Source organism: Flavobacterium sp. 22659, assembly GCF_052044235.1.
GTDB classification, from domain to species: domain Bacteria; phylum Bacteroidota; class Bacteroidia; order Flavobacteriales; family Flavobacteriaceae; genus Flavobacterium; species Flavobacterium johnsoniae.
Genome location: NZ_JBQEMU010000039.1, coordinates 1 through 26,281, shown reverse-complemented (window position 1 = coordinate 26,281; position 26,281 = coordinate 1). Strand labels below are relative to the sequence as shown.

The window sequence follows — 26,281 nt, the reverse complement described above, 5'->3', positions numbered from 1 at the left end:
TGCTGCGCCCGTGGCTCTTAGAAAATAAAATGAAAGAAAGAGCCTTGCCGCAAGTCATGCAGTTTTTCTGGGAAACTGGAAAAAATGAAAAATTTGAGGGAAGAATTTTTTTCAATCAAAAAGAATTATTTGAACGTTTTAAAAACATATCGGGCGATAATGAAATTCAGATAAAAATTGCAGAAGACAATAGAAGCATTGAAGTCTTTCTAAACAATCAGATTCTTAAGGTTGACAGTATACGCATATATCCTAACGATTATAAAATATATAATGAGTCGTATAAATAATACATTCAGTATTATTTAATTTTTAAAAAACTTTTCATGTTGGCGCTGGCTTACCGCTCGTGAATACAAAGTTTGTGCAGCTGAATATCAATTTCGATTTCTTTGCGCATCAAAATAATATACAAAATCCACCATCTTTACATTTATAAAGATGATGGATTTAGAAATGCAGCACTACTCTACTCCACCGCCCAAAGCGCGGTACAAATTAATAGAGGCATTTAATTTTTCTAATTTTATTGTTACGACATCAAGATCGTTTTGCAAGGCACTATTTTGAGCGGCAATAATTTCAAGATAATTGGCCATACCGCTTTTGTATAACAGTGAAGCATCTGAAGTTGCTTTTTCTAAAGATATTGCTTTTTCTTCTGCCAGCTTAATACGTTCATCTGCATATTTTAATCTCGACATGGCATCAGAAACTTCACCAACAGCGGTAATAAACGATTGTTTGAACTGAACCACAGCTTTTTCTTGTTCTAAAACCGCTACTTCATAAGCAGTTCGCAAGGCTTTTTTCCTAAAAATAGGCTGTGCCAGATTTGCTGCTATATTTTTTGTAACCGAACCCGGAAAATTAAACCAGGTATCGAACTCAAATGAATTAATTCCAATTGACGGACTTAAACTCAGCGTTGGATACATTGTCGCTTTTGCTAATCCGGTTTTGGCAGTCGCCGACATCACAGCATATTCGCTTGCTTTTACATCCGGTCTTCGGCTTAAAAGTGAAGCTGGAACTCCTGACGGCATTTCAAACGCAAATTCATCTACATTTAAATTACCTGAACGTTCGATCGTATTAGGATATTCGCCGCATAAAATCTGCAGTGCATTTTCCTGAACCGCGATATTGGCTTTTGCCAAAGGAACGAGTAACTCTGCTGTTTTTTTCTGAGCTTCAGTCTGGTTTACTGCCAATGAACTAATGGAACCTGAGTTGTACTGCAGTTTCATCATCTGCAGGGTATTATCGCTCAATTCGATATTTTTTTCAGCAATTTTAAGCTGTTCGTCTAAACCTAAAAGATTGTAATATGACTGCGCCACCTGAACAATAATTCGGGTTTTTAAAGCCGAAAGGTTTTCTTTTTGGGCAAAATACGCTGCTTTTGCATCTCTTTTCTGCATTGCTGCTTTTCCCCAAATATCTACTTCCCACGACATACGAAGATTGGCGCTGTAATCGTCCATATAATCTTTGCTCGTAAACTGAGCGCTCAAAGATCCGTTTAATGAATTTTTAGACAAATACGAACGGCTCGCTGCAGCATCAAAATCCAATGTTGGCAGTAAAGACAGTTTGGCTTGTTTATAGTTTAAATCCAGCTGTTCCATGCTTTTGACCGCGATAAGCACCTCGTTGTTTTTAACGAGGGCTTTTTCGATCAAATTAACTAAAAGCGGGTCTTTGTAATACGTTTTCCAGGAATGCAAAATAGTATCTCCTGTTACGGTTAATTCTTCTCGGTATTTATCAGGAGCGTTTAACTCAGTGCGGGAATATTTTTTCCCAACAACGCACGATGTTAAAATCATACCCGAAAATACCGTTATTCCAATTTTATATAGTATTCTCATTATTATTCTTTTACGGTTTGAACTACATTCTTCTTACCTGATACTTTTTCCTGCAGATATTGAAATACAATGAAAAGCAGCGGAATCACAAAAACTCCTAAAATAACCCCGCTCAACATTCCAATTGAGGCACTTACACTTATCGATCTGTTTCCTACCGCGGTTCCTCCCGAAGCAAACATCAATGGAATCATACCTACGATAAAAGCCAGCGAAGTCATGATAATAGGACGTAATCTCGATTTTGCACCTTCAAGGGCCGCTTCGGTAATAGTCAATCCTGCGTTTCGTCTCTGCAGTGCAAATTCCACAATAAGAATCGCGTTTTTAGCCAGAAGTCCCACAAGCATAATTAATCCCACCTGAACGTAAATGTTATTGTCTAAACCAACGGCTTTAATTCCCGCAAAAGCTCCTAAAATTCCGGTTGGAATAGAAAGCAATACTGCCAATGGCAATAAATAACTTTCGTATTGTGCCGCTAATAAAAAGAACACAAAAAGCAGACACAATCCAAAAATGGCAATGGTTTGGTTTCCTCCTGCTTTTTCTTCCAAACTTAAACCTGTCCATTCGTAACTGTAATCAGATGGAAGTTTATCCAGAACTTTTTCCAAATTCCCCATAATTTGTCCGTTACTATATCCCGGCAGAGCCATTGCTGTAATATTTACCGAATTATAAAGGTTGTATCGGTTTACCGATTCCGGCCCGTACACTTTATGGAATTTTACAATCGATTTTACCGGAACCATCTGCATATCAGCATTTCTTACGAAAATTTCATTAAACGCATCCTGATCCATTCTAAAAATTCCGTCGGCTTTTACATTCACTCTGTAAAACTTACCAAATCTGGTAAAATCTGACGATTGATCTCCTGCAAAATAAGTCTGTATATTTACTAAAAGATCCTTTACATTCACGCCCATTTGACGCGCTTTATCTTCATCAACTTCTAATTCTAACTGCGGATAATCGGCTCTAAAAGTTGTATAAGCATATTGAACTCCAGGCTGCTGCATAATCTGCCCAATTACTTTATCAGACATTGCTTTTAAAGTTTCAGGATTTCTTGCCATTCTGTCCTGCAAAACAATTTCGGCACCACTTGTTACTCCAAATCCTTCAACCGGAGGCATTCTAAATACCATGATCGAGCCTTCTTTAATAGTCGACAATTTAGCTGTAACACTATTCAAAATTTCGTCAATATCTTTAACTGCACCTCTTTCTTTTTTAGGTTTTAATTTGATAAACCCTAATCCGTAAGCTGTACTGGCACTGTTACTCAAAATATTAAACCCGGTAATACTTGTATTAACATCGATCGCTTTTTCTGTTTCTAATATTTTTTCCATTCTCTGAACCACTTCAGTCGTACGATCAAGCGCAGTTCCCGGAGGCATTGACAAACTGTACACCATGAATCCGTCATCTTCCAGCGGAACGAAACTTTTTGGAGTCGACATCATCATCCATACAGCAATTGCACTAATTCCTGTTACTAATCCTGCAGCAAGCCATTTTCTGCCAATAAGGAAACGAACGGCTTTGATGTATCTTCCGGTCAAATTGTTGAAACCTGTATTAAATCCGATGAAAAAACGTTCTTTAAAAGTGGTTTTATGTTCGTTTTCTCCGTGTTCTCCATTATGGACGTTCTTTAAAAGAAGGGCACACAATGCCGGAGTAAGCGTAAGTGCATTTACTGCCGAAATAATAATCGCAATAGCCAGCGTATAAGCAAACTGCTTGTAGAAAATACCCGATGATCCGGTCATGAAACCAATTGGAATAAATACTGCTGACATTACTAAAGTGATCGAAATAACAGCTCCTGTAATTTCTGCCATAGCGCCATGAGTGGCTTCTTTGGCTGTTAATCTGCTGTCTTCTTCCATTTTACTGTGTACGGCCTCGACGACCACAATGGCATCATCGACAACAATACCAATGGCTAATACAAGGGCAAAAAGCGTCAAAATATTAATGGTAAAACCAAATACAAGCAGGAAGAAAAAAGTACCCACAATGGCTACAGGAACGGCAATTGCCGGAATAATCGTCGAGCGAATGTCCTGCAGGAATATAAATACTACTATGAAAACCAGAATGAAAGCTTCTATCAAGGTTGATTTTACCTGTCCGGTTGCTTCGTCAAGTCTTTCTTTTGTACTCATTACATTGACGTATTTAATTCCCGGAGGAAAAGATTTTGACAATCTCTCTACCTCTTTGTTTACGCCAATTTCGATATCATTTGCATTAGAACCCGAAGTCTGTAAAATAGCCATTGTTACGGCATTTAATGAATTCGATTTGTTATCCCCGCTGTATGAAATAGAACCAAACTCAACTCTGGCAACGTCTTTAAGTCGTAAAAGACTGCCGCCGTTATTTTTAACTACAATATTTTCATATTGTTCCGGTTTATTTTTCTTGCCTTTATAACGAATTACATATTCTAAAGCAGCTTTAGATTCTTCACCCAGTTTTCCCGGTGCCGACTCTAAACTTTGTTCTGCAATCGCCTGCGTAACATCTGAAGGTACTAAACCTGCATTTGCCATTTTTCGCGGATCTAGCCATACACGCATTGAATAATCTTTCTGTCCGAAAATCTGAACCTGTCCTACTCCCGGCACACGTTTTAACTGCGGTACTAAATTGATGTTGGCATAATTTTGTAAAAACAACTCATCATATTTATTGTTATCATCTGTATAAAGATTGAAAATAACAATCATACTGTTTTGCTGTTTCGAAGTGGTAAGTCCCATACGAACAACTTCCTGAGGCAGCTTTGGCGTTGCCTGCTGCACTCTGTTCTGTACGTTTACGGCAGCCTGATCCGGGTCGATTCCCTGTTTAAAAATCACGCTGATCGAAAACGATCCGTCGTTACTTGCAGTAGATTTAATATACTGCATATTCTCTACTCCATTAATTTGTTCTTCGAGCGGCGTTACTACCGAACGAATTACGGTTTCACTGTTACCTCCCGGATAAGAACCGCTCACCATTACAGTTGGAGGTGAAATATCTGGAAATCTTGTAACCGATAATCTGGTAAGACCAATGATACCCAATATCACCAAAACAATGGAGATAACGGTGGCCAGAACCGGCCTGTCTATTATATTTTTTAACATGGAAAATGTTATTTATATTAAAATCAAAAATTATTTGCTGCTTACCGCTTTTGCCGTTTTTGGCACTACTTCCATACTGTCGTAAAGAACATCGATTGAGTTTAAAGCGATTTTATCACCTTGTTTTAAACCCGATTTTACGAAATAATCTGTTCCGGAACTTCCGCCAATTTCAATAGGAACCATCGCAACTTTATTTCCAGGTTTTAAAACAAAAACAAAAAATTTGTCCTGAATATCTTTTACGCTCGCCATTGGAACAGTAATAACAGATGATAAACTGTTGTTTAAAATTACTCTTGCAGAACCTCCTGCACGAAGCAGTTTTTTAGGATTTGGAAAAATGGCTTTTAAAGAAATGGTTCCAGTTGAACGGTCAATGTTTCCGCTGGCTACTTCCAGTTTTCCTTTCTGCTCGTATTCGCTGTCATCAGCCATAATAAGGCTTACGGTTTGATTTGATTTAGGATCTTTTGAAAAAGCAAGATAATCGGCTTCTGTTAATGAGAAATACACAAAAACGGTATTAATGTCTGAAAGAACCGTTAATGGCACAGCATCTGCCGGCGTAACCAGATTACCAATTCGGTTTGGAATTCGACTGATATAACCGCTTACAGGTGCTTTAATTAAAGAGAAATCTGCATTTAATTGTGAAGATCCTAAAGCTGCTTTTGCCTGAGCAACCTGAGCAACGGCAGCTTCATAATTTGCCTGAGCCGTTTTTAACTGCATATCAGAAAAAACTTTTCCGTCAACAAGCGGTTTGATTTTTTCTACTTCAAGTTTAGCATTTGCCAGATTTGCCTGAGCGCTTTTATAAGCTGCACGGCTGTTGTTTACCTGTTCTGCATAAACATCTCCTTTAATCTTAAATAGAGACTGGCCTTTGTTTACGTAATCTCCTTCTTTTACATAAATCGCTTCAAGATATCCTGAAACCTGCGCTTTTATGTCAACGTTTACTGTACCTTCAACAGTTCCCGGATATTTTTTTTCTACTTCACCTGTAATCGATTCTGCCTGAAAAAAGTCTACTTCAGGTTTTGGAGCAGCTAAAGCTCCGGCATCGGACCCGCTTTTACCACAAGATGAAAAACTGATGATAACCAATAAAACGGCTGCCTTACTGAGTGTTTTATAATTTTGGAAAAATTGTTTTGTCATTTTACTTCACTTTAATGAATTCGTCTAATTTGACGGCAAAATAACATCTCAAAACACCTTTAAAATGGGATAAATTTACCCAAACGTAATTTTTCGATACTGAAACGAATGAGAATGATAATGCAGCAAAGACACAAGGAGATAAAGTTAAATTTATTGAATAGCCTCCAGTTTTAACTGGAGGTATTTATAGGCGACAATACAAAAGGCTTTAGCCAAACTTGTCTTTTGGCTAAAGCCCTTGTTGATGACTTTATTTTTTTTCCAGTTAAAACCGGAGGCAATGCAAGAAAGTATGGTTCAGCTTAGAACCTTAGCAGCTTAGTATCTTAGAACCTTAGAACCTCAGAAGCTAAACTACCGATCCATCCACTGTTTAAAAAAAGGTGCTTTTTCTCTGCTGATAATTACTTCGCGTTCAGGATCTGCTTTCAGCTGAATTTTTAGTTTTGCATTAAAATAATTAGCAATCGATTTTATGCTTTCGGCACGAATAAAAAACTGCCTGTTGGCACGAAAGAAAACATCAGGATCTAATTCCTGCTCCAGTTCTTCCATTGTCTGCGGAATCGGAATTACTATACCCGATTTGAGAACTAAATTTGAAGTTTTAAACTCCGAGTAAATAAAATCAATATCGGTTACATTTACGCTTTTATAACCGTCGCGGTAGGTAACCAGAAACCGAAGTCGGAAAGTGGGTTTATTGATAAATCCTTTTAAAATTCCGGCAATGTCATTGTAAGTGTCGGTTTTAGATAAGGTTTTGAATTTCTGCAAAGCAAATTCTAGTTCGCTTTTATCAATAGGTTTCATCAAATAATCGATGCTGTTGACTTTAAAAGCCCGCACGGCATATTCGTCGTATGCTGTAGTGAATATAACGGGACTGGAAATTTTTATTTCTTCGAAAATTGAAAAACTGATTCCGTCTGCCAGACGAATATCCATTGTAATTAAATCCGGTTTTTCGTTTGATTTCAGCCATTTTACAGCGCCTTCGACTGTATCAATAATATCAAGAATCTCGCAATTGGGTTCTAATTCTTCTAACAGTCTTTTGAGCCGGCTGGCATTAATACTCTCATCTTCAATAATCAAAATTCTCATACTCTCTATATTAATGGTAAACGCACTGTAAAACTTTCTAACGATTGTGAAAAAACAGGTTTTTTGTTGAATAAAATTTTATATCTAAACTCAATATTCTTACGTCCTACGCCTGTAGACACCAAAGTTTTGCCCGATGTAGGCTGTAAATTATTCTTTACGATTATATTTTTTTCTTCAGAATAAATCGAAATAATCAACGGACTTGATAAAGTTGCCATGTTGTGTTTTACGGCATTTTCGACCAATAACTGCAGGGACAAAGGCGGTAAATGCATATCAAGGCAGTCGCTGTCTACTTCTAATTGTAATTGGATTTTTTCGCCTAAACGTTTCTTCAGTAAATAAAAATAAGCATTTAAAAACTCTATTTCTTCTCTTACTGTGATAATATCTTTATCTAAGTTCGAAATCATGTAGCGGTAAACGCGGGTAATATTTTCTAAAAATGAAGCTGCTGCCTGCTGGTCTTCGTGAATTAATTCTGTTAAGGTGCTGAAATTATTGAATATAAAATGCGGATCAAGCTGCAGTTTTAAGGATTCTAACTGCGAACGTGTTACGGCTTCCTGAAGTTCTGAGGCTTTTATTTTAAGTTCAGCCGCTTCGTTTGATGTTAAACGCCAGCGGTTAAGCAAAAATATTCCGGTATGTACAGAGCTGATAAACAATGATAGTATTGCAGCCATGATATTGGACTGCCAAATAATAAGCAGTTCGTTTTCTTCTAAACAGGCTCCCGGATATAAGTAATTCCACAAATGGGAAAAAATAAAGTTTAATAGAATATTTCCGGCGATAAGGCAGATAAACTGTGCAATTGCCCTGAAAATGGGATTATGTTCCCAGCGTATTAACCGATTTAAACTGCGTCCTACGAAAAGGCTTAATTCTGTCAAAACACCGCAGTATACCAGAATAATAAAGATGTCAAATGACTTGTCGAACGATATTAAGGAATCTTGTTCGAAATTCTGGTTGGGGTTTAAAAGATAATATGATGACAAATAGACCAAAAAAACCACCGGAATTACTATAACTCTATAGTATTTGTAGAAAAAATTCTTTCCTGTGATTTTATTTTGAATACTTGACCCCATTTACTTTTTTAAGAATTGATAATTTATTTTTTGTTATTTTAAACACATAGAAACATAGTTTCGAATCTAAAAAAGGCGTTTCACTCTGCATGAATAAACATAACTCAATATGTGCTGAAAGCGTGCTTTCTTTTAAATTCTTTTTAACCAACAATAAACTATGCTTCTATGTGTTTAATTTTTTATTACAACTATTTTATTTTTAAAAATTTACGATAGCTGCGGTTCTAAAACCTCCCATGTATTGCTGCTTTTTACCGCTTTTTGAGATTTTCTTTCTCTCATAACTCCCCATTTTAAGCAAGTTGCACCCCAAGAGAATCCGGCGCCAAAAGTAGTAATTAACAGGTTTTGACCTTCTTCGAAATCTGCTGCGAAATCCCATAAACATAACGGAATCGTAGCCGATGTTGTATTGCCGTATCGGTCAATATTTACTTTTACTTTCTCTGATCCAATATTTAAACTGTCGCTCACGGCATTGATAATTCTCAGGTTGGCCTGATGCGGAATTACCCAGTCAATTTCATCAGAATCTAAACCGTTGCTCAATAGAACATCTCTTGAAACGCTAGACATTGCTGCAACTGCTTTTTTAAACACAAACGATCCGTCTTGTTTAATAAAATGCTTTTTGTGAACAATGCTCTGCATACTGGCCGGAAATTTAGAACCTCCCGCCGGAACGACTAAAGAAGCTGTACCGCTTCCGTCAGTTCGCAAAATGCTTTTCATTAGTCCGTATTCAGTTTCAGTTTTTTCCAAAAGCACCGCGCCTGCTCCGTCTCCAAAAAGAATGCAGGTATTGCGGTCTTCATAATCTACAATTGAGCTCATTTTATCAGCTCCCACTACAATAATCTTTTTATAGCGTCCGCTTTCGATCATTGTGGCACCCATTTCAAGTGCATACAAAAAACCGCTGCAGGCACCATTCATATCAAAGCCAAAAGCATTAGTAAGTCCGCTTAATTCGCAGATTTTACTTGCTGTTGGTGCCAAAAGATGATCTGGTGTTGCAGTTGCGAGTATAAGGGCATCGATTTCTGAAGGATCAACCTCGTAATTACTCATTAAATTTTCGATCGCTGCGCTGGCAAGATCAGATGTGCCTTTGCCTACTGCAATTCGTCTTTCTTTTATTCCGGTTCTTTTTTCAATCCATTCTTCTGTAGTTTCAACAGTTTCTGAAATTGTTTTGTTATTAAGGATCGAAGTGGGTACAAAACCGCCGATAGCTGTAATCACTGCCTTCATTTTTGTTGTTTTTTTGTTATTTTATTTTTCTTTAAACAGAATAGAAAATTAGCTTTTTTCACCGTATTGGAGGGTCGGATTTTCAATAATTAACAAACAATTAATATAAAAAAGCATAAATTTCCAAAAAATCTTACCGCACAATCTTAAAGGTGTTTTTATTTTTTCCCTTAATTCTTCGGAATAGATAGTAACGGAATATCTAAACCTGCTGCCATGATTCTGGTTTTACTTTTATGAACTAATGAATCCCAAAAACCATATTTTTGAGGAACCATTACCAAAATATCGGCTTCAAAATTTTTGATTTCTTTTCTTATCTCATTGATTACCGCATTTGAACGTACGTTTTTGTAAATATATTTTACGTCTTCAAACTCTTTTTCAATCGAAGAATTCAGTAAAACTTTTCCCTGCTCCTCTTTAATTTCGTCCAGTTTTTCATCAACGCTGAAAAATTCAATTTCAGAACCTAAATTTCCAATCACGCGTCTAATCCAGGTAAATCTTTTTATTGAAGATAAACTCAGCGTATCACAGGCATACAAGATTTTTTTAGCATTTAGAAAACGTGCATTCTGCGGCACAGCCAAAACCGGAATATTCAGGTTTTTTATAACTGCTGTAGTCGAATTTCCCATTAAATCCTGTTCCAGAGAACGTTCTGCCATTCCCATAACCACTAGATTAGCATTCGTTTGTGTAATGATCGAAGGAAGTTCGTCTTCCAGAAAAGAATAACTGCAGATGCTTTCTACCGAAATTTTAAACAAACCTGCGATTTCTGCTCCAAAAGTCTGAAGTCTCAGTGCAGCTTTATCCATTTGTTTCTGCATTGATTCGGCAGTAATTAAAGAGTTAGCGCTGTGAACACTCAAAGAAAATGAATTAAACAAAATAAGTTTAGCACCTGTTGCTTTAGCAAGTCCAGCGGCATAAGTAACAGCGTTGTTGGCAATTGAAGAAAAATTTGTGGCGGCGATTATAGTAAGTGGAGGAATCATAAATATATCTATTAAACATTTTAATTGTAAAAATGTCCAATTAATCTTTTCAGTTTATTTTAAAGTTACCGAATAATCATTTTTTAGGTCTCAACCGTAAAATTTAGCAGCCGAAAAATGACTGAATAAATCAAAAATATCAGATATTATCTTTTTCTTAGTTCTAGTTTGCATTTATCAATTCTTAAATAGGAATTAGACGTAATTTCATTTTATGCTGCTTAAACTTTCAAAAAAGGTTCATTCACACATCAAACCTAACTAATTAAAAATATTTATGGCTTATCTGCTAAAACGGGTATTTTTACTTATTTTAATTTCCTGTTTTTTACTTATTTAAGTTATTTCCTCTTATGCAAATAACACCATCAAAACTGCCTGTAAACTATTTTAAAAAAAAGTATAACAGCAAAAAACCTGATGATAAACAAATTACCATCAGGTTAGATATATTTTATAAAGGAAATGCGCTTGAAGTATTAAAAGCAGTGATTTCTTAATAGAAGGAATTCTAAAAAGTATAAAAATTTGAATTTGTAACAAAGTACAAACCCCAAACAAATGAAGCTGATATAAATATGGCATTATCAGTAAAAGATACTGTTTCTTTAAATCCTGATAACCAAGAGAGTCTATTTCACCAATACGCTTATAGTGTTAGTTAGGTTTTCTTTTATGATAAAGTCCTGAATGAATTCTTTAACCTCGTGACTGGCTTCTACTTTGGTTTCAAATGAATTAATATGAAACTCATCATCCTGATCGCTGATGTGGATAATTTCGGTATAACCTTTAGATATTAAAGTCCCTTTTAGTTTAATTATGTTTGACTGCTGCTTGCCGTCCAGCTCTTTGCGAACTTGTAGTTTTATAGCTCTTTCCATTTGTAAATATTTTTAAATAGTTAACTCTCATTCAATTATTAAATTTATAATAATTAGTAATTCGAAAAAATAATTTAACACACCCCACAACCTATTATTTATCAACACCTTATGAACATTTCTCAAAACTGCCCAAAATAAAGGATCGAACTATGTCTTTACTAATTAAAACATCATTATAATTAAATAAACAATCCCAAAAATGCTATAAGACTCCCTGCCAGATATATGATTATTTTTGAATTGAAACTTATATACGATAAATCAATTAAAACAGATTTTATATGACAGCAGATACTAACCGATTTTATAATCAGGACGATTATAATTTCACAGATGATAATCAGAGTTATGTTGACCAATATCAACAGGAACATATGGGCGACGAAAATTTAGAACAGGAAAAATTATTAAATCAGGATCAGAATTATCTGGATAACGAATTCTCGAATGCGCTTGACAGAGATGAAGATGATGAAATCGAACCGGAATATGACGAAGATGGTCTGGAAGAAGATGGTCTTGAAGAAGATGGTCTGGAAGAAGATGACTGGGACGAAGACGACGATTTAGATGAAAGCGATCTCGACGATGATCTGGTTGAAGATTATGATGAAAATGACCGCGAGATCGAAAGCTTTTCTGATGATGGATATAAAATCGATTAATGAAAGTCATTTACATTTCACAAAAAAAAAGCTCCAGCGGAGCAAAATATGTATAGCATAATTTATTCACACCTGGCTACATATTTTGCTCCGCTGGAGCTTTTTTTATACAATATAAAATATTAAAATGGCAGTATTTAGTTATTTAAAGCTAGTTTGGTTTTATTAAATTTTCTGTCGTAAACAATTACGAATCCTATCCAGATTACCAAAAGAGCCAGAATTACCATTAATTCTTGTTCGTGAACTCCTTTTACAAAGAAATTGTTCAGCGAATGAACTCCCGCAACGGCAAGAAGTGAACCTGTTTTAGAATATATCTTACCAATTCCCCAGGTTCCGAAGAAAATAACCCCAAGAAAAATTAGGTTTGAAGTTGTCATATCAAGATTTAAATGCCATACGAACCAAAGAATAGCAATAATAGCAATTGAAGTAAACTTTGGAAGACCTTTTAATTGTTCCTGCAAAAATCCTCGCCAGCCAATTTCTTCTAAAAGTCCGTAAACTAAAACGGTAAAAGCAAATACAATTGGGAACTTTCCGTATATAAAATAATATAAGGTTGTAATAGAAAGCGCAGGAAGCAGCCAAAAGACAACAAAAGGCAGAATATAATTGCTGTATATTCCTTTTAAAGACATTGGATTTTGAAGTGAGAATAATTTTATTGCGGCAAAAGCTCCCAGAGCCGGCCCCAGACCTCGAATTAAAATAAATACATAATCATTATGTTCAACTCCCTTAAATAAATCTGTTTTAACAGCTATAAATCTGCATATAACAGCGATGATGTAAAAAACTGCAATTGCTCCGTAGTTAATTTTTGGTTTCATAAGTTATCTTTTGATTAGGTTAAGACAAACTTAGTAATAGGAAACAAAAATAAAATTGACTTTGGGTAAGAAATTACTTCTCAGTAATTCTTTTTCGAATGCGGCTTAAACTTTCTGCTGTTAATCCTAAATATGAGGCAATTATCTTTAAAGGAGTGCGCTGAAAAATTTCTGGTCTCGATTCTATCAGTTTTAAATAACGATCCTGTGGCGTAAGCGTTAAAAGATCAATTTGCTGCTGTTGTTTTTGTATGTACAGCATTTCTGAAACTGCTTTTCCTACCCTCAAACCAGCTTGAGAACGACTGTAAAGTTCTTTTAGGTCTTCATGATGAATTGACCATAAAGTAAGATCTTCCAGGGCTTCAACTTTAATAACAGAAGGTTTTTGATTTAAAAAAGAAAGATAATCACTTATAAAAGACCTTTCATAAAGCAGGTTAATGCAGATATCCCTATTCCCGTCCCACACAAACAATCCCGCAGAACCTTTAATTATTATATTCAAAAACTTTTCGACCTGATTGTATTCCTTTATAATCTGAGACTTTTTAAATATTCGGACTTCTATCTTGTTAGAAAATCCGTCCCAGATATTGGTATCTGAGGCATAATATGAATCAAAAATCTTTTTTACATCTTCTGGAGAAGGATTTTGGGGCATAGTTTAGAAATTTCGATTTACAAAAACCAAATTACAAAACAAATTTTAGTAAAATCTTTAAAAAGCCTTTTTTTCTTCATCTTTTTTTGAAAAAATTAAGAAATCCTTACTTCACAAATGACTATCTTTGGCACATCAATTATGAGCCCTTTTTAAACAAAAACAAATTTATAATCTTCGAATTCAGTCGATGAAAAACACTAAGTTCACTTGTATAATTTTATTATTTCTGCTTCTCTTTATTAAGAGTACGGAATCTAATAAATATCATGCTGAACAAGACGTGTGCAAAAATCTCTGCGAACTTACTACGTCAGATATTCCGCAGTTTTCATCTACGGACATGCACAACAAAGAAATCCAAATTCATTATGTTGTAAAAAAGAAGATGAAGTTTAGAGCAACGACTCTGGACAGCAGCACTTTAAGACCGCCTTATTACAGCAATCTGATTAAATTCAGAAACTACAAAAGAAGCTTATTTTATGGAATCGCTTCTATATACCAAATTCAGCGTCACACTTACCTGCACCTGTATCAATTATTCTAGTTTTTAGAACCCCGTTTTTATTTTTATAAAAATGCAGTTTTTCAGCTGCAGTAATTTTTTGTGTTCCTAACCAAACACGAAGAAGCGTGTTTTCTATTTGTAAAAATATTAACCTGCCCGAAACAGTCTGAAAAGACAGTATTCACAGCATTCCCATTTATTTTCTAAACCCAATTAAAAACTCCCTGTAGGCTGTCTATAAGGGAGAGAATCTATTTATTTATTATTATAACAAATTAATCATGAGCATTAAAAACAATTCATTTTTCATCTCTATTTTATCGCTGTTCGTTCTGGTCTCGTGCGGTGATAAAGCCAAAAAAAATTCAGATAAAATCAAAACACTGCCCGTTTATAAGGTGACTTTGAGAGATACTGTGGTTTCTAACCGATTTGTTGCCGATGTGCATGCCAAAAACAATGTCGAAATTCACGCTCGTATTCCCGGATTACTCGATAAAGTATATGTAAGCGAAGGACAAAAAGTAAAAAAAGGACAAGTCCTGTTTAAAATAAGTGATGTAGAACTTCAAATACAACTTTTAAAAGCCGAAGCTGTTTATAAAAGCAGTATGGCCGATTTAAGAATTGCAACTGTTGAACTGGAACAGGCCCAAACCCTTTTTAATAAAAAAGTAATTGCCGATAAGGAATTAGAATTATCTAAAGCAAAACACGATGCTGCTTCTGCCAAAGTCGCTCATGCATCTGCAGAAAGAAAAGCGATCAATCAGCAGATTAGTTTTACCACAATCCGCGCTCCATTTGACGGAACGGTTGACCGAATTCCGTTTAAAGAAGGAAGTCTGGTAGAAAACGGTTCTCTTTTAACCAACGTGTCACAGCTTGATTATATTTACGCTTATTTCTCAATTCCTGAAAATATTTATTTCCAGATGATGACAGATAAAAGCCTGAATACTCATGAAGATATTCAACTGGTTTTGCCAAACGGAATTGTCTATAACCAAAAAGGAGAACTTAGAACTGCCGACGGAGATATCGACCGACAAACTGGTTCTATTCAATATAAAGCAAAATTTGAAAATCCGCAGGGATTTATCAAACACGGAACATCTGGAAAACTTATTATTTCAGAACCCAAAACCAATGCGATCATAATTCCGCAAAAAGCAGTTTTTTCTATTCAGGACAAACAATTCGTATTTCTGGTAAATAAGGAAGGCAAAGTAAAAATGACCAACGTTACTATTGGAAGTACTCTTGATGATGTATACATTCTAAACAAAGGTTTAAAAAACAACGATTTAATTGTTCAGGAAGGCATTCAGTCTTTACGCGACGGCGATAAAATCAATATTAAAGAAACCCAGAACGTAAGCCTGTAATTATACATTATTAAAAAGATTTCGAAATGATAGAAATGTTTATCAAAAGAAAAATATTATCATTAATCATCTCGGTTATGATAGTACTTTTAGGATTACTGGCTTTGTTCCAGCTTCCTATTACACAATTTCCAGATATTGTGCCTCCGTCTGTAACGGTTACGGCAAAATATACCGGAGCCAATGCAGAGGTTTCTGCCAATGCCGTAGCGCTTCCGTTAGAACGAGCTATAAACGGTGTTCCAGGAATGACGTATATGTCTACTGTAACTTCAAATGACGGTTTAACGCTGATTCAGGTTTTCTTTGAAGTAGGAACCGATCCTGATTTGGCAGCCGTAAACGTTCAAAACCGTGTGACAACAATACTTGACGAACTTCCCGAAGAAGTTATTCGTGCCGGAGTTACCACAGAAAAAGAGGTAAACAGTATGCTGATGTACCTGAATATTACTAGTACAGATAAAACTCAGGATGAACAGTTTATCTTCAATTTTACGGATATTAATATTCTTCAGGAATTAAAACGTATTGATGGTGTCGGCCGTGCTGAAATTATGGGTCAGAAAGAATATTCGATGCGTGTCTGGCTGGATCCGCAAAAAATGCTTTCTTATAATATATCGGCAAATGAAGTCATCAATTCTCTTCAAAAGCAAAACATTTCTGCCGCTCCGGGTAAAGTAGGTGAAGGATCCGGACAGCTTGACAATCAGCTGCAATATGTAATTAAATATGGCGGAAAATTCTTTGAACCAAAACAGTATGAAGAAATTCCGCTGAGAGCCAATCCAGACGGAACAATTCTGCGTTTAAAAGATATTTCGAACATTGAATTTGGTTCCATGAGTTACGGAATGGTTTCTAAAACCGATGGAAAACCTTCGGCATCCATTATGTTGAAACAGCGTCCGGGTTCGAATGCATCTGAAGTTATTGCCAGTGTAAAAGAAAAAATGGCAGAACTAAAAGGAACTTCTTTTCCTCCGGGAATGGATTACAACATTGCATATGATGTTTCGCGTTTTCTTGACGCTTCTATAGACGAGGTTTTAAGAACGCTGATCGAAGCTTTTATTCTGGTTGCATTTGTGGTTTTTATCTTCCTGCAAGACTGGCGTTCTACTTTAATCCCGGTTTTGGCCGTTCCTGTTGCCTTAATTGGTTCGTTTACATTTATGTCGATGATGGGATTCTCAATCAACCTGTTAACGCTTTTTGCTTTGGTTCTTTCTATCGGAATTGTGGTTGATAACGCGATTGTCGTCGTCGAGGCCGTTCACGTAAAAATTTCCGAAGAACATATGGAACCTCTGCCCGCCACGATAAGCGCGATGAAAGAAATTACCGGAGCTGTAATTGCCATTACCATTGTTATGGCGGCTGTATTTATTCCTGTTGCCTTTTTGAGCGGTCCGGTTGGGGTTTTCTACAGGCAGTTCTCGTTAACGATGGCAATTAGTATTGTGATTTCGGGAATCAATGCCCTTACGCTTACTCCTGCTTTATGTGCTATTATGCTTAAAGCGCATGATCCGAGCAAAGAAAAAAAATCTTTACTGGATAAATTTTTCCATCGATTCAATAAATGGTTTGATAATGTAACTTCTAAATATATTAAAGTATTAGTAAAATTTGCCGATCGTACTTCGATTACAGTTGGATTATTGGTTTTATTCTGCTTATTTACCTGGGGAACGAGCAAGTTTCTACCTTCCGGATTTATTCCGTCTGAAGATCAGGGAATGGTCTATGTAAACGTAACTACGCCTCAGGGAGCAACAGTAGAACGTACCGAGAAAGCATTAGACGAAGTAACGCGTCTTGCTAAAGAAATTAATGGTGTTGACAACGTAACGACACTTGCGGGATACAGTATTGTAACTGAAATCGCCGGAGCTTCTTACGGAATGGGAATGATCAACTTGAAAGACTGGAAAGAACGTGATATTTCGGTAAACGAATTTATCGCCAAACTAACTGAGAAAACAAGAGGCATTACAGATGCACAAATTGAAATTTTTGCACCGCCAACGGTTCCCGGATTTGGTAATACGAGTGGCTTTGAACTTCGTTTACTCGATAAATCTGGCGGAACTATTAATAATACCGATGAAGTAACTAAAAACTTTATTAAAGAACTTAATGCTTCTCCCGAAATACAAAACTCTTTTACCAGTTTTGATGCTACTTTTCCGCAGTATTTAATTCATATTGATTATGATCTTGCGGCCAAAAAAGGAATTTCTGTAGACAATGCCATGGCAACTTTACAAACCATGTTAGGTTCGTTTTATGCAACCAACTTTATTCGTTTTTCTCAAATGTATAAAGTAATGGTTCAGGCAAGTCCGCAGTTTAGAAAAAATCCCGAAAGTATTCTGGATATGTATTTAAAAAATGATGCAGGCGAAATGGTACCGTTTTCTACTTTTATCAAATTAGAACGTGTTTATGGTCCAGAAGTTTTAACACGATACAATATGTATATGTCGGCTATGATTAACGGAGAACCGGCAGAAGGCTACAGTTCAGGAGAAGCTATTGGTGCTGTTGAAAGAATCGCCGAAGAAAAACTCCCTAGCCGATTTGAACTGGAATGGTCGGGAATGACGCGTGAAGAAATTCTCTCTGGAAATCAGACTATTTACATTTTTGCTTTGTGTATTCTGTTTGTGTATTTACTGCTTGCGGCACAGTACGAAAGTTTACTGCTTCCGTTTCCGGTATTATTAAGTCTGCCTGTTGGAGTTTTTGGTTCTTACCTTGCTCTTTTAATGGTTGGTTTAGACAACAATATTTACGCACAGGTCGCACTCGTCATGCTGATTGGTCTGCTCGCCAAAAATGCCATTTTGATTGTAGAGTTTGCGATGGCACAAAACAAGTTAGGACGAGACATTACCGAAGCAGCGATTGAAGGTGCGAGACTTCGTTTCAGACCTATTCTTATGACATCTTTTGCTTTTATTTCAGGATTGATTCCGTTGTGTATTGCCACCGGAGCCGGAGCAGTTGGAAACCGTTCAATTGGTACTGCGGCAGCTGGAGGAATGCTTATAGGAACTGTTTTCGGACTTGTAATCATTCCGGGACTTTATATCCTGTTTGCCAAATTAGAAAAAGCAATGAATAAAAATTAAAACATGAAACAAGAAATAAATAGATATATAATCTTCGGAGGCGTTTTACTGCTTACTGCCTGCTCTGCTCCTAAAATCAACAATAATTTCGCAGCAAAGCAGCTGCCTGAAAATTTTGATTTGAAAAGAAAAAAAGCAGAAGACAGTCTGCAGGATTTTATTCCGCTAAAAACAGAAACGTATTTTAAAGATGCTAAACTGGAAAACCTTTTAAAGAAAGCCATTGCCCAAAATCCTGACTATTTAATTATACAGGAAAGAATTTTAATTGCCAATTCGCATTTAAAAGCGGCAAAACTGGGGCTTCTTCCTTCTTTGGATTTTGTGGCTGATGCTTCTGGAACGCATTATGGAAAATACACTATGGACGGTGTAGGGAATTTTGATACCAATTTTTCGCAAAATATTAATGAAAAGCAAAGGATAAACGAAGATGTAACCCCTAACCTATTTTTAGGCGGGAAAGTTTCGTGGGAAGCTGATATTTGGGGAAAACTGAGCAATCGAAAAAAAGCGGCTCGTGAACGTTTCTTTGCTTCTCAGGAAGGAATGCGTTTACTGCAAACCCGATTGTTAAGCGATATAGCTGATTTGTATTATAAACTGATCGCTTTAGACAAACAGGTTGCGATTTACGATAAAAACCTCAAAACACAGCAAAAGGCGCTTGATATTATTTCGGCACAACGATCTGTGGGAAAAGCAACAGAATTGGCTGTACAGCAGTTTAATGCACAGAATAATAATATTTTAGCCGAAGCCGAACAGCTGAATTTAAGCATTGACCAAACTGAAAAAGCTTTATTAAATCTTTTAGGGGAATATGGCGGAAAAATCGACAGAAGTTCTGATTTTCTTTCTGGTCATCTTGAGGTGTTAAATCAAAAAATAAGCGTAGATTCGATTATTCATAAAAGACCCGATGTATCTGAAGCGTATCATGAACTTCGTGCCTCAAATGCCGATGCTAAGGCTGCACGTGCTGCCTTTTTTCCAACTTTAAACTTGGGAGGTTATACCGGATTTAACTCGTTTTCTTTTTCAACTTTTTTTGATAACGGATCGTTTGCCTGGCAATTGCTTGGCGGATTAACAGCTCCGGTTTTTAATAAGGGACAGATAAAACAAGAATTTTTTGTATCTAATAAAAGACAGCAGATTTCGTTTCTGCAGTATCAAAATACGATTACAACAGCGTATAACGAGCTGAGTGCTTTACTGCACAGAACAGAATCTTTTGTTGATGTTTTGAAATATAAATCGAAGGAAATTGAACATCTGGAAATTGCCGTAAACGTTTCAAATGATTTGTATTTGAGCGGTTATGCCAATTATCTGGAAATTATTAATGCCCAAAAAAATAAACTGCAGGCCGAACTTGACTTTGTCGACATTCAATTAAAAAATGCAGAGTCACAGGTTTTATTGTACAAGGCTTTAGGAGGAGGAATTAACTAATCTTGAAGCAGCTACTGGTCGTAAACTTTTGAATTAGTACTTAAAAACTGCAGTTATAAATCCCACCCGTTTTAACGGATGGGATTTTTTTATTTTTAAGAGTTATTTTGAAGTTAACTCGTTTACATTCAATTTTAAAATACTGCCATACGCGACAGCCGCTTTGTGAACCTGAACAGTCCAGTCTTCGGCAGCATTATCATCGGCTCCGTCAGATATGTATTTTAAACATAAAAACGGAATATTCTCTTTCATGGCAATCATAGCCAATGCATACGATTCCATATCCACAACATCATAAATCGTTTCAGAATGTTTCATTTCAAAACTGTCACCCGTACCGCAGATTCCTATTGGAAGATCCTCCATTTCTAAACCGTATTCTAAAACAGGCGGTAAACCAGATAACGGCGTTTCATACAATTCAAAACCCAATCCGCGGACGTCCATATCCCTCTGAACAAATTTGGTGCAGCAAACCACGTCACCTTTTTTAAAACGTGTACTTCCCGCCGAACCAAGATTTACAATTAATGAAGGTTTATGTACTTGTAGGGATTTCGTTAATTCGTAAGCTGCATTCACTTTTCCAATTCCGGTTATAAGCGCTGTATGGTCTTTAAAAACTTCTGCAGCTTCAGAAGCTAATGCAAAAGTGAAAAGAACTTCTTTGAATGAGTATGTATGTTTTTCGTTAATTTTTATCATAAAAATTAGAAGTGTTTTTTTATGATGCAAATATCGGGGATTATCTACTTATAATTTTTTAAAATGGTTTCAATATTTTTATCATCTGATAAATCCCAATACCACCATTTGTATATGTCTTTTTTCTCCGTTTCAAATCTTTTCAAATAAGCGATTTTGAATAAGCTCAGAAGTAATATTAAAGATTTATTAAGTTCATTTTCCGGAAGTTCTATAAGTCTTTTAAGGTTATGAGTTCCCACACCTTTTTTAATAATCACACATGGTGTATAGGTTCTTCTTAATTTACTGTTTTCAATAGCTGGTTCTATATCCTCATCTTGAGCTTTAGATTGTAAAATAAAAAAAAGTAAATCATATAAATACTTCTTTTTATCATCAAGGCTGAATGAATTAAAAACAAGTATCAAATCTTCAATATCTATAACACTTTGTGCGTATTTGTTAACTACTATTTCATTTTCTAATTTCATTAATCTATAATTTCTAAATCCGTAAAATTATCTAAAAACTTGACATTGTGCTTAAAATCTTAATATTCTTGCAGTGCTTTTTATTCCTAAACCTTCTTTAGTTAATTGAATAATTTTTTGATTAATATCTAATTTGTAAGCTTGATTTGTGTAATTTTCTATAAAACGGTGAAAGCACATTTTACAATTGTATTGCTGTTTATTGTTTTTTGTTCTCCCATTTTTGATAACCTTTTGTTCTTTACATTTTGGACATTTCATACCATCACTAACTTTGGAACACCATGTCGCATTTTTACTCATTTTAGTTCATTTAAGGCAATATTAAAACAAAAAAGATGAGCAGTAATGCTCATCTTTAAATTATTTATTTCTAAAATTTATTCAATTTCAAAAGGTTAGAACTTCAAAATCTCATATCACTAACTTTGAAACACTTCCCACTCCGTTATGGAATGGCTTTTACTAGAATTATTTTTCATTAATATTTTCTTCTTTTTTTTCTAAATATGACTTATAACTATCGTTAATTATCTTTTGTAATTCATCAAAATCACATTTTAATGCTGTTGATGATATTGAAATTGGTGTTCCATAGACATTTAGGTTCGATTTCAATAAACTTAAAATAATTCTATTTTTTGCTCTATTTAGATATTCATTAGGATTATTAACGTCTATCAATAAAAACTGGGTAGATAGAACATTATTCTTTCTAATGGCTTTAACATCTTTCCAATCAATAAAACCTAAACTCACTGCACTAGAATTATCAATTATTCCATTTTCATCAATTACAATACCTATTTGTGAAGTCAAGTTTTTTTTGAGTATAAAAGCAAATGCGATTCCAAAAAACACAAAACTTACAATTCCAGCAATTAGAATTAATTTTTCATTCCTAAAAAGAAATGAAATAAATTTTTCTGGACTCATTATCATAAAAACACCTAATGTAGATAATGCAAATGATGCAATTAATAAGAACATTATTTTTTTATTACTTTTTTTAAATTCAAATCTTTCCATAATATTTTTATCTGTTATAATTTTCTTTAGCAAAACTACTTCCTGCTTCAGAACCTAAAGCACCTCCGCCATAACCTCCAATTATGCCACCAATAATTGCTCCAGGAATTGCGCCAAATCCACCAAACCAAACACCAATTGCGGCTCCAGCTTCTGCTCCAACTACCGCTCCTGCTTCCGCTCCAATCATTCCTCCAACGGCACTACCTGTTGCTAATTGTGCATTGTATCCATATTGACCTCCATCATTATAAACTCCAACTCCAACTTGCACTGCACTTACGGTGTAACCTATAGCTCCAGTATACTTACTTACATTTCCTCCAATTTTAGATAATGACGTAGTAGTTACATACTGATTGCCATTAAAAACATTTCCACTTGGTGTTTCAAAATATAGTTTACCATTTGAACCTATTTTAGTTAGACCTGAATTAGCCTCTAATGATCCTGCTACATTATCTACAACATCATTTGCTGTTCCTATCGGATCCACAACAGAGTTATCTATTTGAGCGGACTCTGATATACTTCCATCTGCATTATATGTTAAAGTATAGTTACCTGCATCATTCGAAACACTTTCTGTGTATGTTTTACCAACGTATTTTTCGCCTTCTTTTAGCTGGGTTGAAGCATTTTCCTGAGTTAAATTTGCATCATAAGATAAATTCCCATTAGCATCTTTTTTCCAATCATCAGGAGCCATTCCATCTGGGTCAATAAAATAAATTGGATTATCAAAAGCATAATTGTATGGACTGTGCCTTCTCATTTTCTCTGCCAACGGGTCAATGTTCATCCAACGACCAAGTGCAGGGTCATAATTCCTAGCTCCATAATCATAAACGTTAAGCTGTAACTCGTCTTGAAGCTCCTTTCCATTGTACTTATACTTTAAAGCAGTATTAGTTGAGTTAATCCCGCTGTTATATCCTATATGTTTTAAACCAAACGGATAATAATTGTTTTCTTCCTGAATGACAAGGTTTTTGTCATAACTTAAACGGATATTACCCAGATGATCCTTATACTGGTACACGTATTTATAAGAACCTGCAGAAGGCTCGATATAACCTTCGGCTGTTGGGAAAAACTTCAGTACGCCGTTTTCATACTGGTACCCTCCAAGATAATCAGTAGTGATAACCGTTTTTCCTGCCTCGCTTACAATCTTCTTTAATTTTTGTCCCTGCGCATTGTAAATATAAACAATATTTCCTGCAGAGGCAAAGGTTACTTTTGCGGGAAGATTAAGATGGTTGTAAGTAATAGAGGTGATGTTTTTATTGGCATCAGATACCATGTTTCCGTTAAGATCATAACTGTAATCATCTCCTGTATTGGCTCCATCAGTAAAACCAAGTGCCTTGTTACTGCTGTCTGTTACTTTAGCCAGCTGGTTGCTGTTATCAGCATTGGCATAAGTGTAGATTAAATTGTCGATCTGCTGGGCACTCTCACTGTTTCCGTTACGGATAAGACCGGTAATATTTCCGTTTTTATCGTACCATAAATTTTCATTGTAAGCATTGTTTACTGAGCCTGCTTTAGCAGAAATACTTTCTTTTAAACGGTTCAGGTTATCGTATTTATAGCCGTAAGATCTTACAATACCATTATCTGAGTTTGTGGCCCACTGGGTCTCAGATATGTTTCCGTTATAGAGTCCGTTTACCCCGCTGAAAGAAGAAGGGGCATTATAATTGATCTTAAAGGCAAACAAGTCTTTGGGTCCGTCCGTCTGTGCGAGAGAAGATACATTATTAATACCTGTGAGCCATCCGCGGATGTTGTAGGTATAATTGATATTCTGGGCGTTGTTTCCAACCTTTTTAGAGATAAGCTGTCCCAGCTCGTCATAGGTGTTATCGGCAATAAGCTCAACAGGTCCGTTGTTTATCTGATGGGTCTGGGTCATTAATCGGTCCTGTGCCGAGTAGGTAAAAGCATCCTTGACAGTGAATTCAGCATCTGCTGCTGTTCTTTTATGTCTGGTGATACTGTACTGTGTTTTTCCTGAAAAATCGAGTTTGGTATCGGTATAGGTATAACCTCCTAAATGATTCTGCAGATATGCCCTGACAGGTCTTGCCTTGTCGTCATAAAGAGTAACAGCAGTTTCACCTTGCGTTTCAGTGCTCAAATTCAGTGCCCTTGTCCATGAACCCGAGGCAAGTCCTTTGACCTGCGTGCTGTTTAATATATCCTGTCCTTCTATGGATGCCGGTACAGCAGGGGCGCCCGGGAAGACATAATTATCATAATAATTAACCGAGAGAAGCTTAAAATCAGAAGGAGACACCGTATTGCTGTAATAAGCCGGTATTCCGTCCAAGGTTCCAGAAGCCGCTCTGGTTTCGTTAATTACAGAGGCATTGTTCTGAGCATTCTGCATGGAGGCCCTCTGTGCAGAATTTACTATTGCAGAGGCCGTCCATCCGGTATAAACCGGGCGGTTAAAAACATCGTATTTGGTAATGATCCATCCTGCAGAGCTTAAATCAGAAAACGGGGAATAGGCAGGTCCTGAGGCCGTAACACGATCAAGTTTATCATAGACAATAAACTCCCATTGTTTTCCCGGCAGTTTTTTCTCAGCCAGACGATTGCGGTAATCATATTTATACTGATAGCATAAATTATTTAAAACAGCCTGAGCGCCGTTGTTAATCACAGCCGAAAAAGTACTTCCTGCCTGAGCATGAAAACCATCTGTTAATCTAATAGAGTTTGAAGCCGTTAAATGCAGGGAAGTTTCCCGAGTTACAGTAATATTTGAGGTTAGATCTGCCTGCAGGCCTGCTGAGCCTTCTATTAAATCAACCGCTTTAGGCGGAATAACATAGGTGAGATTTCCGTAAATATCATAAACATAATAAGTGTCGTGCTTTACCTGGACATCATAAGTCCTTTTTAATACCACCTGTCCTTCTTTGTTTTTAAATTCAACCGTTGAACCGTCTGTTTCAAGTGGAACAGAAGCTGTGTTTTCATCATAGGTAACGGTTTTATAAAGCTCCCCGGCAGTATAATGGCCGTTAAGAGAAAGGGTAATATCATATAATCCTGATGCCGCATTCCACTGTGTATTGGCAGAGAAGAGTTTTACCTCTGCAGAGGCATTAGTCTGATAGTCCATTTTTATTTCATGTCCTGATCCAGAGTACCATGCATTTCCTGGAGCGGCCTGTTTGAGCACCCTGTTCAAAGGAGAGGCTTCAAGCTCTTTTCTGCTGAAAGGATAAGAGGTGGCTTCAAGGGCTGGGTTTCCGTTAAGAGCCGGGTTAGGATTTCCGTAATAAGACATCACTTTTGCTCTGGCCGAAGGGTCAAAAGTCATATTGGAGGTTTCTGCTTTAAAAGGCAGGTATTCTTCAGCCTGTCTTCCAAAACCGTCGTATTCGATATGAGTGATGATATCCATGCCGGATTTGGACTGCTGTGAGGCAGTCTGCTGAACGGGTCTGCCCAGTCCGTCAAAATAGGTGATGTCCTGCGAAGCCTGAGAAATGGAAGGTGATGTTATAGGTGTGGTGCTGGGCACTTTGTATTTTACAGCTTTAATGTAATTCTCGCTTTGTGTCTGGCTTTTTACCAATAAAGGAAACAAAACCAAAAGAAGTTTTAAGAAGTTTTTCATGATGCTTTTGGTTTAGTGTTTGTAATTGTACTGGTTCTCAGAAAGGATATTCCCTTTGTTGTCTTTTACAAATTCAAGTCTTCCAAAACTGTCGTAGGTATAGGTTGTGGTCTGTCCTTTCGGATCAGTTATGGTGCTTACCCCTACAAGCGGAATGTAGGTATAGGTAGTAACCATGGCATTGGGCAGATTAGCGCGTAAAGTGTTTA

Annotated in this window: 20 protein-coding genes and 2 pseudogenes; 6 read left to right on the top strand and 16 right to left on the bottom strand. The window is 36.2% G+C overall.

Translation table 11 applies throughout. The annotated features are described in order from the left end of the window. Positions 1-290: pseudogene (locus ACTJIW_RS23835) on the top strand (DUF2931 family protein); the annotation flags it as partial. 174 nt (positions 291-464) lie between these two features. On the opposite strand, the gene ACTJIW_RS23830 reads toward ACTJIW_RS23835, so the two are convergent. From ACTJIW_RS23830 to ACTJIW_RS23795, 8 genes are all read right to left on the bottom strand, one after another. Further along, complete coding sequence (locus ACTJIW_RS23830; RefSeq protein WP_274253330.1) at positions 465-1,874, bottom strand: efflux transporter outer membrane subunit; 1,410 nt, start codon at positions 1,872-1,874, stop codon at positions 465-467. Positions 1,875-1,876: 2 nt separating this feature from the next. Further along, entirely contained in the window at positions 1,877-5,029 is a 3,153-nt protein-coding gene (locus ACTJIW_RS23825; RefSeq protein WP_440716796.1) for an efflux RND transporter permease subunit, read from the bottom strand. 30 nt (positions 5,030-5,059) lie between these two features. Then, positions 5,060-6,196 carry an efflux RND transporter periplasmic adaptor subunit gene (locus ACTJIW_RS23820; protein ID WP_440716797.1) on the bottom strand — a complete coding sequence of 379 codons (1,137 nt, stop codon included), beginning with the start codon at positions 6,194-6,196 and terminating at the stop codon, positions 5,060-5,062. Positions 6,197-6,553: 357 nt separating this feature from the next. Beyond that, positions 6,554-7,306, bottom strand: a complete 753-nt coding sequence (locus tag ACTJIW_RS23815) for a LytR/AlgR family response regulator transcription factor (RefSeq protein WP_012025215.1) — start codon at positions 7,304-7,306, stop codon at positions 6,554-6,556. 5 nt (positions 7,307-7,311) lie between these two features. Further along, complete coding sequence (locus tag ACTJIW_RS23810; RefSeq protein WP_440716798.1) at positions 7,312-8,406, bottom strand: sensor histidine kinase; 1,095 nt, start codon at positions 8,404-8,406, stop codon at positions 7,312-7,314. A gap of 210 nt (positions 8,407-8,616) precedes the next feature. Then, complete coding sequence (locus ACTJIW_RS23805) at positions 8,617-9,663, bottom strand: beta-ketoacyl-ACP synthase III (RefSeq protein WP_012025217.1); 1,047 nt, start codon at positions 9,661-9,663, stop codon at positions 8,617-8,619. Between the two features lie 170 nt (positions 9,664-9,833). After that, entirely contained in the window at positions 9,834-10,667 is an 834-nt protein-coding gene (locus ACTJIW_RS23800; RefSeq protein ID WP_012025218.1) for a universal stress protein, read from the bottom strand. Between the two features lie 632 nt (positions 10,668-11,299). Then, entirely contained in the window at positions 11,300-11,551 is a 252-nt protein-coding gene (locus ACTJIW_RS23795; RefSeq protein WP_012025219.1) for a hypothetical protein, read from the bottom strand. A gap of 284 nt (positions 11,552-11,835) precedes the next feature. On the opposite strand from ACTJIW_RS23795, the gene ACTJIW_RS23790 reads away from it, so the two are divergent. Beyond that, positions 11,836-12,219, top strand: coding sequence for a hypothetical protein (locus tag ACTJIW_RS23790; RefSeq protein ID WP_440716800.1), 384 nt, complete (start codon positions 11,836-11,838; stop codon positions 12,217-12,219). Positions 12,220-12,356: 137 nt separating this feature from the next. Here the strand turns inward: ACTJIW_RS23790 and ACTJIW_RS23785 are convergent, their stop codons facing one another. Both ACTJIW_RS23785 and ACTJIW_RS23780 read right to left on the bottom strand, forming a co-directional pair. After that, complete coding sequence (locus ACTJIW_RS23785) at positions 12,357-13,055, bottom strand: CPBP family intramembrane glutamic endopeptidase (RefSeq protein ID WP_149207563.1); 699 nt, start codon at positions 13,053-13,055, stop codon at positions 12,357-12,359. Positions 13,056-13,128: 73 nt separating this feature from the next. Continuing rightward, complete coding sequence (locus tag ACTJIW_RS23780) at positions 13,129-13,719, bottom strand: Crp/Fnr family transcriptional regulator (protein ID WP_440716801.1); 591 nt, start codon at positions 13,717-13,719, stop codon at positions 13,129-13,131. Positions 13,720-13,909: 190 nt separating this feature from the next. On the opposite strand from ACTJIW_RS23780, the gene ACTJIW_RS23775 reads away from it, so the two are divergent. From ACTJIW_RS23775 to ACTJIW_RS23760, 4 genes are all read left to right on the top strand, one after another. After that, positions 13,910-14,269 carry a hypothetical protein gene (locus ACTJIW_RS23775; RefSeq protein ID WP_012025222.1) on the top strand — a complete coding sequence of 120 codons (360 nt, stop codon included), beginning with the start codon at positions 13,910-13,912 and terminating at the stop codon, positions 14,267-14,269. A 242-nt stretch (positions 14,270-14,511) separates the two neighbouring features. Further along, positions 14,512-15,618: an efflux RND transporter periplasmic adaptor subunit gene (locus ACTJIW_RS23770; RefSeq protein ID WP_012025223.1), complete on the top strand. Its 1,107-nt coding sequence runs from the start codon at positions 14,512-14,514 to the stop codon at positions 15,616-15,618. A gap of 26 nt (positions 15,619-15,644) precedes the next feature. Continuing rightward, positions 15,645-18,761 carry an efflux RND transporter permease subunit gene (locus ACTJIW_RS23765; RefSeq protein WP_440716802.1) on the top strand — a complete coding sequence of 1,039 codons (3,117 nt, stop codon included), beginning with the start codon at positions 15,645-15,647 and terminating at the stop codon, positions 18,759-18,761. 3 nt (positions 18,762-18,764) lie between these two features. Further along, entirely contained in the window at positions 18,765-20,219 is a 1,455-nt protein-coding gene (locus tag ACTJIW_RS23760; RefSeq protein ID WP_440716803.1) for a TolC family protein, read from the top strand. Positions 20,220-20,321: 102 nt separating this feature from the next. On the opposite strand, the gene ACTJIW_RS23755 is transcribed toward ACTJIW_RS23760, so the two are convergent. The 6 genes and pseudogenes from ACTJIW_RS23755 to ACTJIW_RS23730 form a co-directional block, all read right to left on the bottom strand. Beyond that, positions 20,322-20,927 (bottom strand): 5'-methylthioadenosine/S-adenosylhomocysteine nucleosidase family protein, encoded by a 606-nt coding sequence (locus tag ACTJIW_RS23755; protein WP_440716804.1) that lies wholly within the window; start codon positions 20,925-20,927, stop codon positions 20,322-20,324. A 44-nt stretch (positions 20,928-20,971) separates the two neighbouring features. Then, positions 20,972-21,400: a DUF5958 family protein gene (locus ACTJIW_RS23750; RefSeq protein WP_440716805.1), complete on the bottom strand. Its 429-nt coding sequence runs from the start codon at positions 21,398-21,400 to the stop codon at positions 20,972-20,974. A 57-nt stretch (positions 21,401-21,457) separates the two neighbouring features. Continuing rightward, positions 21,458-21,703, bottom strand: a pseudogene (locus ACTJIW_RS23745) (IS1/IS1595 family N-terminal zinc-binding domain-containing protein); the annotation flags it as partial. 168 nt (positions 21,704-21,871) lie between these two features. Beyond that, positions 21,872-22,429, bottom strand: coding sequence for an STM3941 family protein (locus ACTJIW_RS23740; protein WP_440716806.1), 558 nt, complete (start codon positions 22,427-22,429; stop codon positions 21,872-21,874). 7 nt (positions 22,430-22,436) lie between these two features. Continuing rightward, the gene (locus tag ACTJIW_RS23735) at positions 22,437-26,072 is read right to left on the bottom strand and encodes a DUF6443 domain-containing protein (RefSeq protein WP_440718491.1); all 3,636 of its coding nucleotides are present in this window, start codon (positions 26,070-26,072) and stop codon (positions 22,437-22,439) included. Positions 26,073-26,084: 12 nt separating this feature from the next. After that, positions 26,085-26,281: hypothetical protein (locus ACTJIW_RS23730; protein ID WP_440718477.1), on the bottom strand; the 197-nt coding region annotated here is incomplete at its 5' end.

What these genes read in the sequence shown, in the direction of transcription:
- ACTJIW_RS23805 (WP_012025217.1), bottom strand. Translation starts at nt 9,663, where the DNA reads ATGAAGGCAGTGATTACAGCTATCGGCGGTTTTGTACCCACTTCGATC.
- ACTJIW_RS23735 (WP_440718491.1), bottom strand. Translation starts at nt 26,072, where the DNA reads ATGAAAAACTTCTTAAAACTTCTTTTGGTTTTGTTTCCTTTATTGGTA.
- ACTJIW_RS23755 (WP_440716804.1), bottom strand. Translation starts at nt 20,927, where the DNA reads ATGATAAAAATTAACGAAAAACATACATACTCATTCAAAGAAGTTCTT.
- ACTJIW_RS23795 (WP_012025219.1), bottom strand. Translation starts at nt 11,551, where the DNA reads ATGGAAAGAGCTATAAAACTACAAGTTCGCAAAGAGCTGGACGGCAAG.
- ACTJIW_RS23780 (WP_440716801.1), bottom strand. Translation starts at nt 13,719, where the DNA reads ATGCCCCAAAATCCTTCTCCAGAAGATGTAAAAAAGATTTTTGATTCA.
- ACTJIW_RS23825 (WP_440716796.1), bottom strand. Translation starts at nt 5,029, where the DNA reads ATGTTAAAAAATATAATAGACAGGCCGGTTCTGGCCACCGTTATCTCC.
- ACTJIW_RS23800 (WP_012025218.1), bottom strand. Translation starts at nt 10,667, where the DNA reads ATGATTCCTCCACTTACTATAATCGCCGCCACAAATTTTTCTTCAATT.
- ACTJIW_RS23820 (WP_440716797.1), bottom strand. Translation starts at nt 6,196, where the DNA reads ATGACAAAACAATTTTTCCAAAATTATAAAACACTCAGTAAGGCAGCC.
- ACTJIW_RS23785 (WP_149207563.1), bottom strand. Translation starts at nt 13,055, where the DNA reads ATGAAACCAAAAATTAACTACGGAGCAATTGCAGTTTTTTACATCATC.
- ACTJIW_RS23765 (WP_440716802.1), top strand. Translation starts at nt 15,645, where the DNA reads ATGATAGAAATGTTTATCAAAAGAAAAATATTATCATTAATCATCTCG.
- ACTJIW_RS23790 (WP_440716800.1), top strand. Translation starts at nt 11,836, where the DNA reads ATGACAGCAGATACTAACCGATTTTATAATCAGGACGATTATAATTTC.
- ACTJIW_RS23740 (WP_440716806.1), bottom strand. Translation starts at nt 22,429, where the DNA reads ATGGAAAGATTTGAATTTAAAAAAAGTAATAAAAAAATAATGTTCTTA.
- ACTJIW_RS23810 (WP_440716798.1), bottom strand. Translation starts at nt 8,406, where the DNA reads ATGGGGTCAAGTATTCAAAATAAAATCACAGGAAAGAATTTTTTCTAC.
- ACTJIW_RS23830 (WP_274253330.1), bottom strand. Translation starts at nt 1,874, where the DNA reads ATGAGAATACTATATAAAATTGGAATAACGGTATTTTCGGGTATGATT.
- ACTJIW_RS23770 (WP_012025223.1), top strand. Translation starts at nt 14,512, where the DNA reads ATGAGCATTAAAAACAATTCATTTTTCATCTCTATTTTATCGCTGTTC.
- ACTJIW_RS23750 (WP_440716805.1), bottom strand. Translation starts at nt 21,400, where the DNA reads ATGAAATTAGAAAATGAAATAGTAGTTAACAAATACGCACAAAGTGTT.
- ACTJIW_RS23775 (WP_012025222.1), top strand. Translation starts at nt 13,910, where the DNA reads ATGAAAAACACTAAGTTCACTTGTATAATTTTATTATTTCTGCTTCTC.
- ACTJIW_RS23815 (WP_012025215.1), bottom strand. Translation starts at nt 7,306, where the DNA reads ATGAGAATTTTGATTATTGAAGATGAGAGTATTAATGCCAGCCGGCTC.
- ACTJIW_RS23760 (WP_440716803.1), top strand. Translation starts at nt 18,765, where the DNA reads ATGAAACAAGAAATAAATAGATATATAATCTTCGGAGGCGTTTTACTG.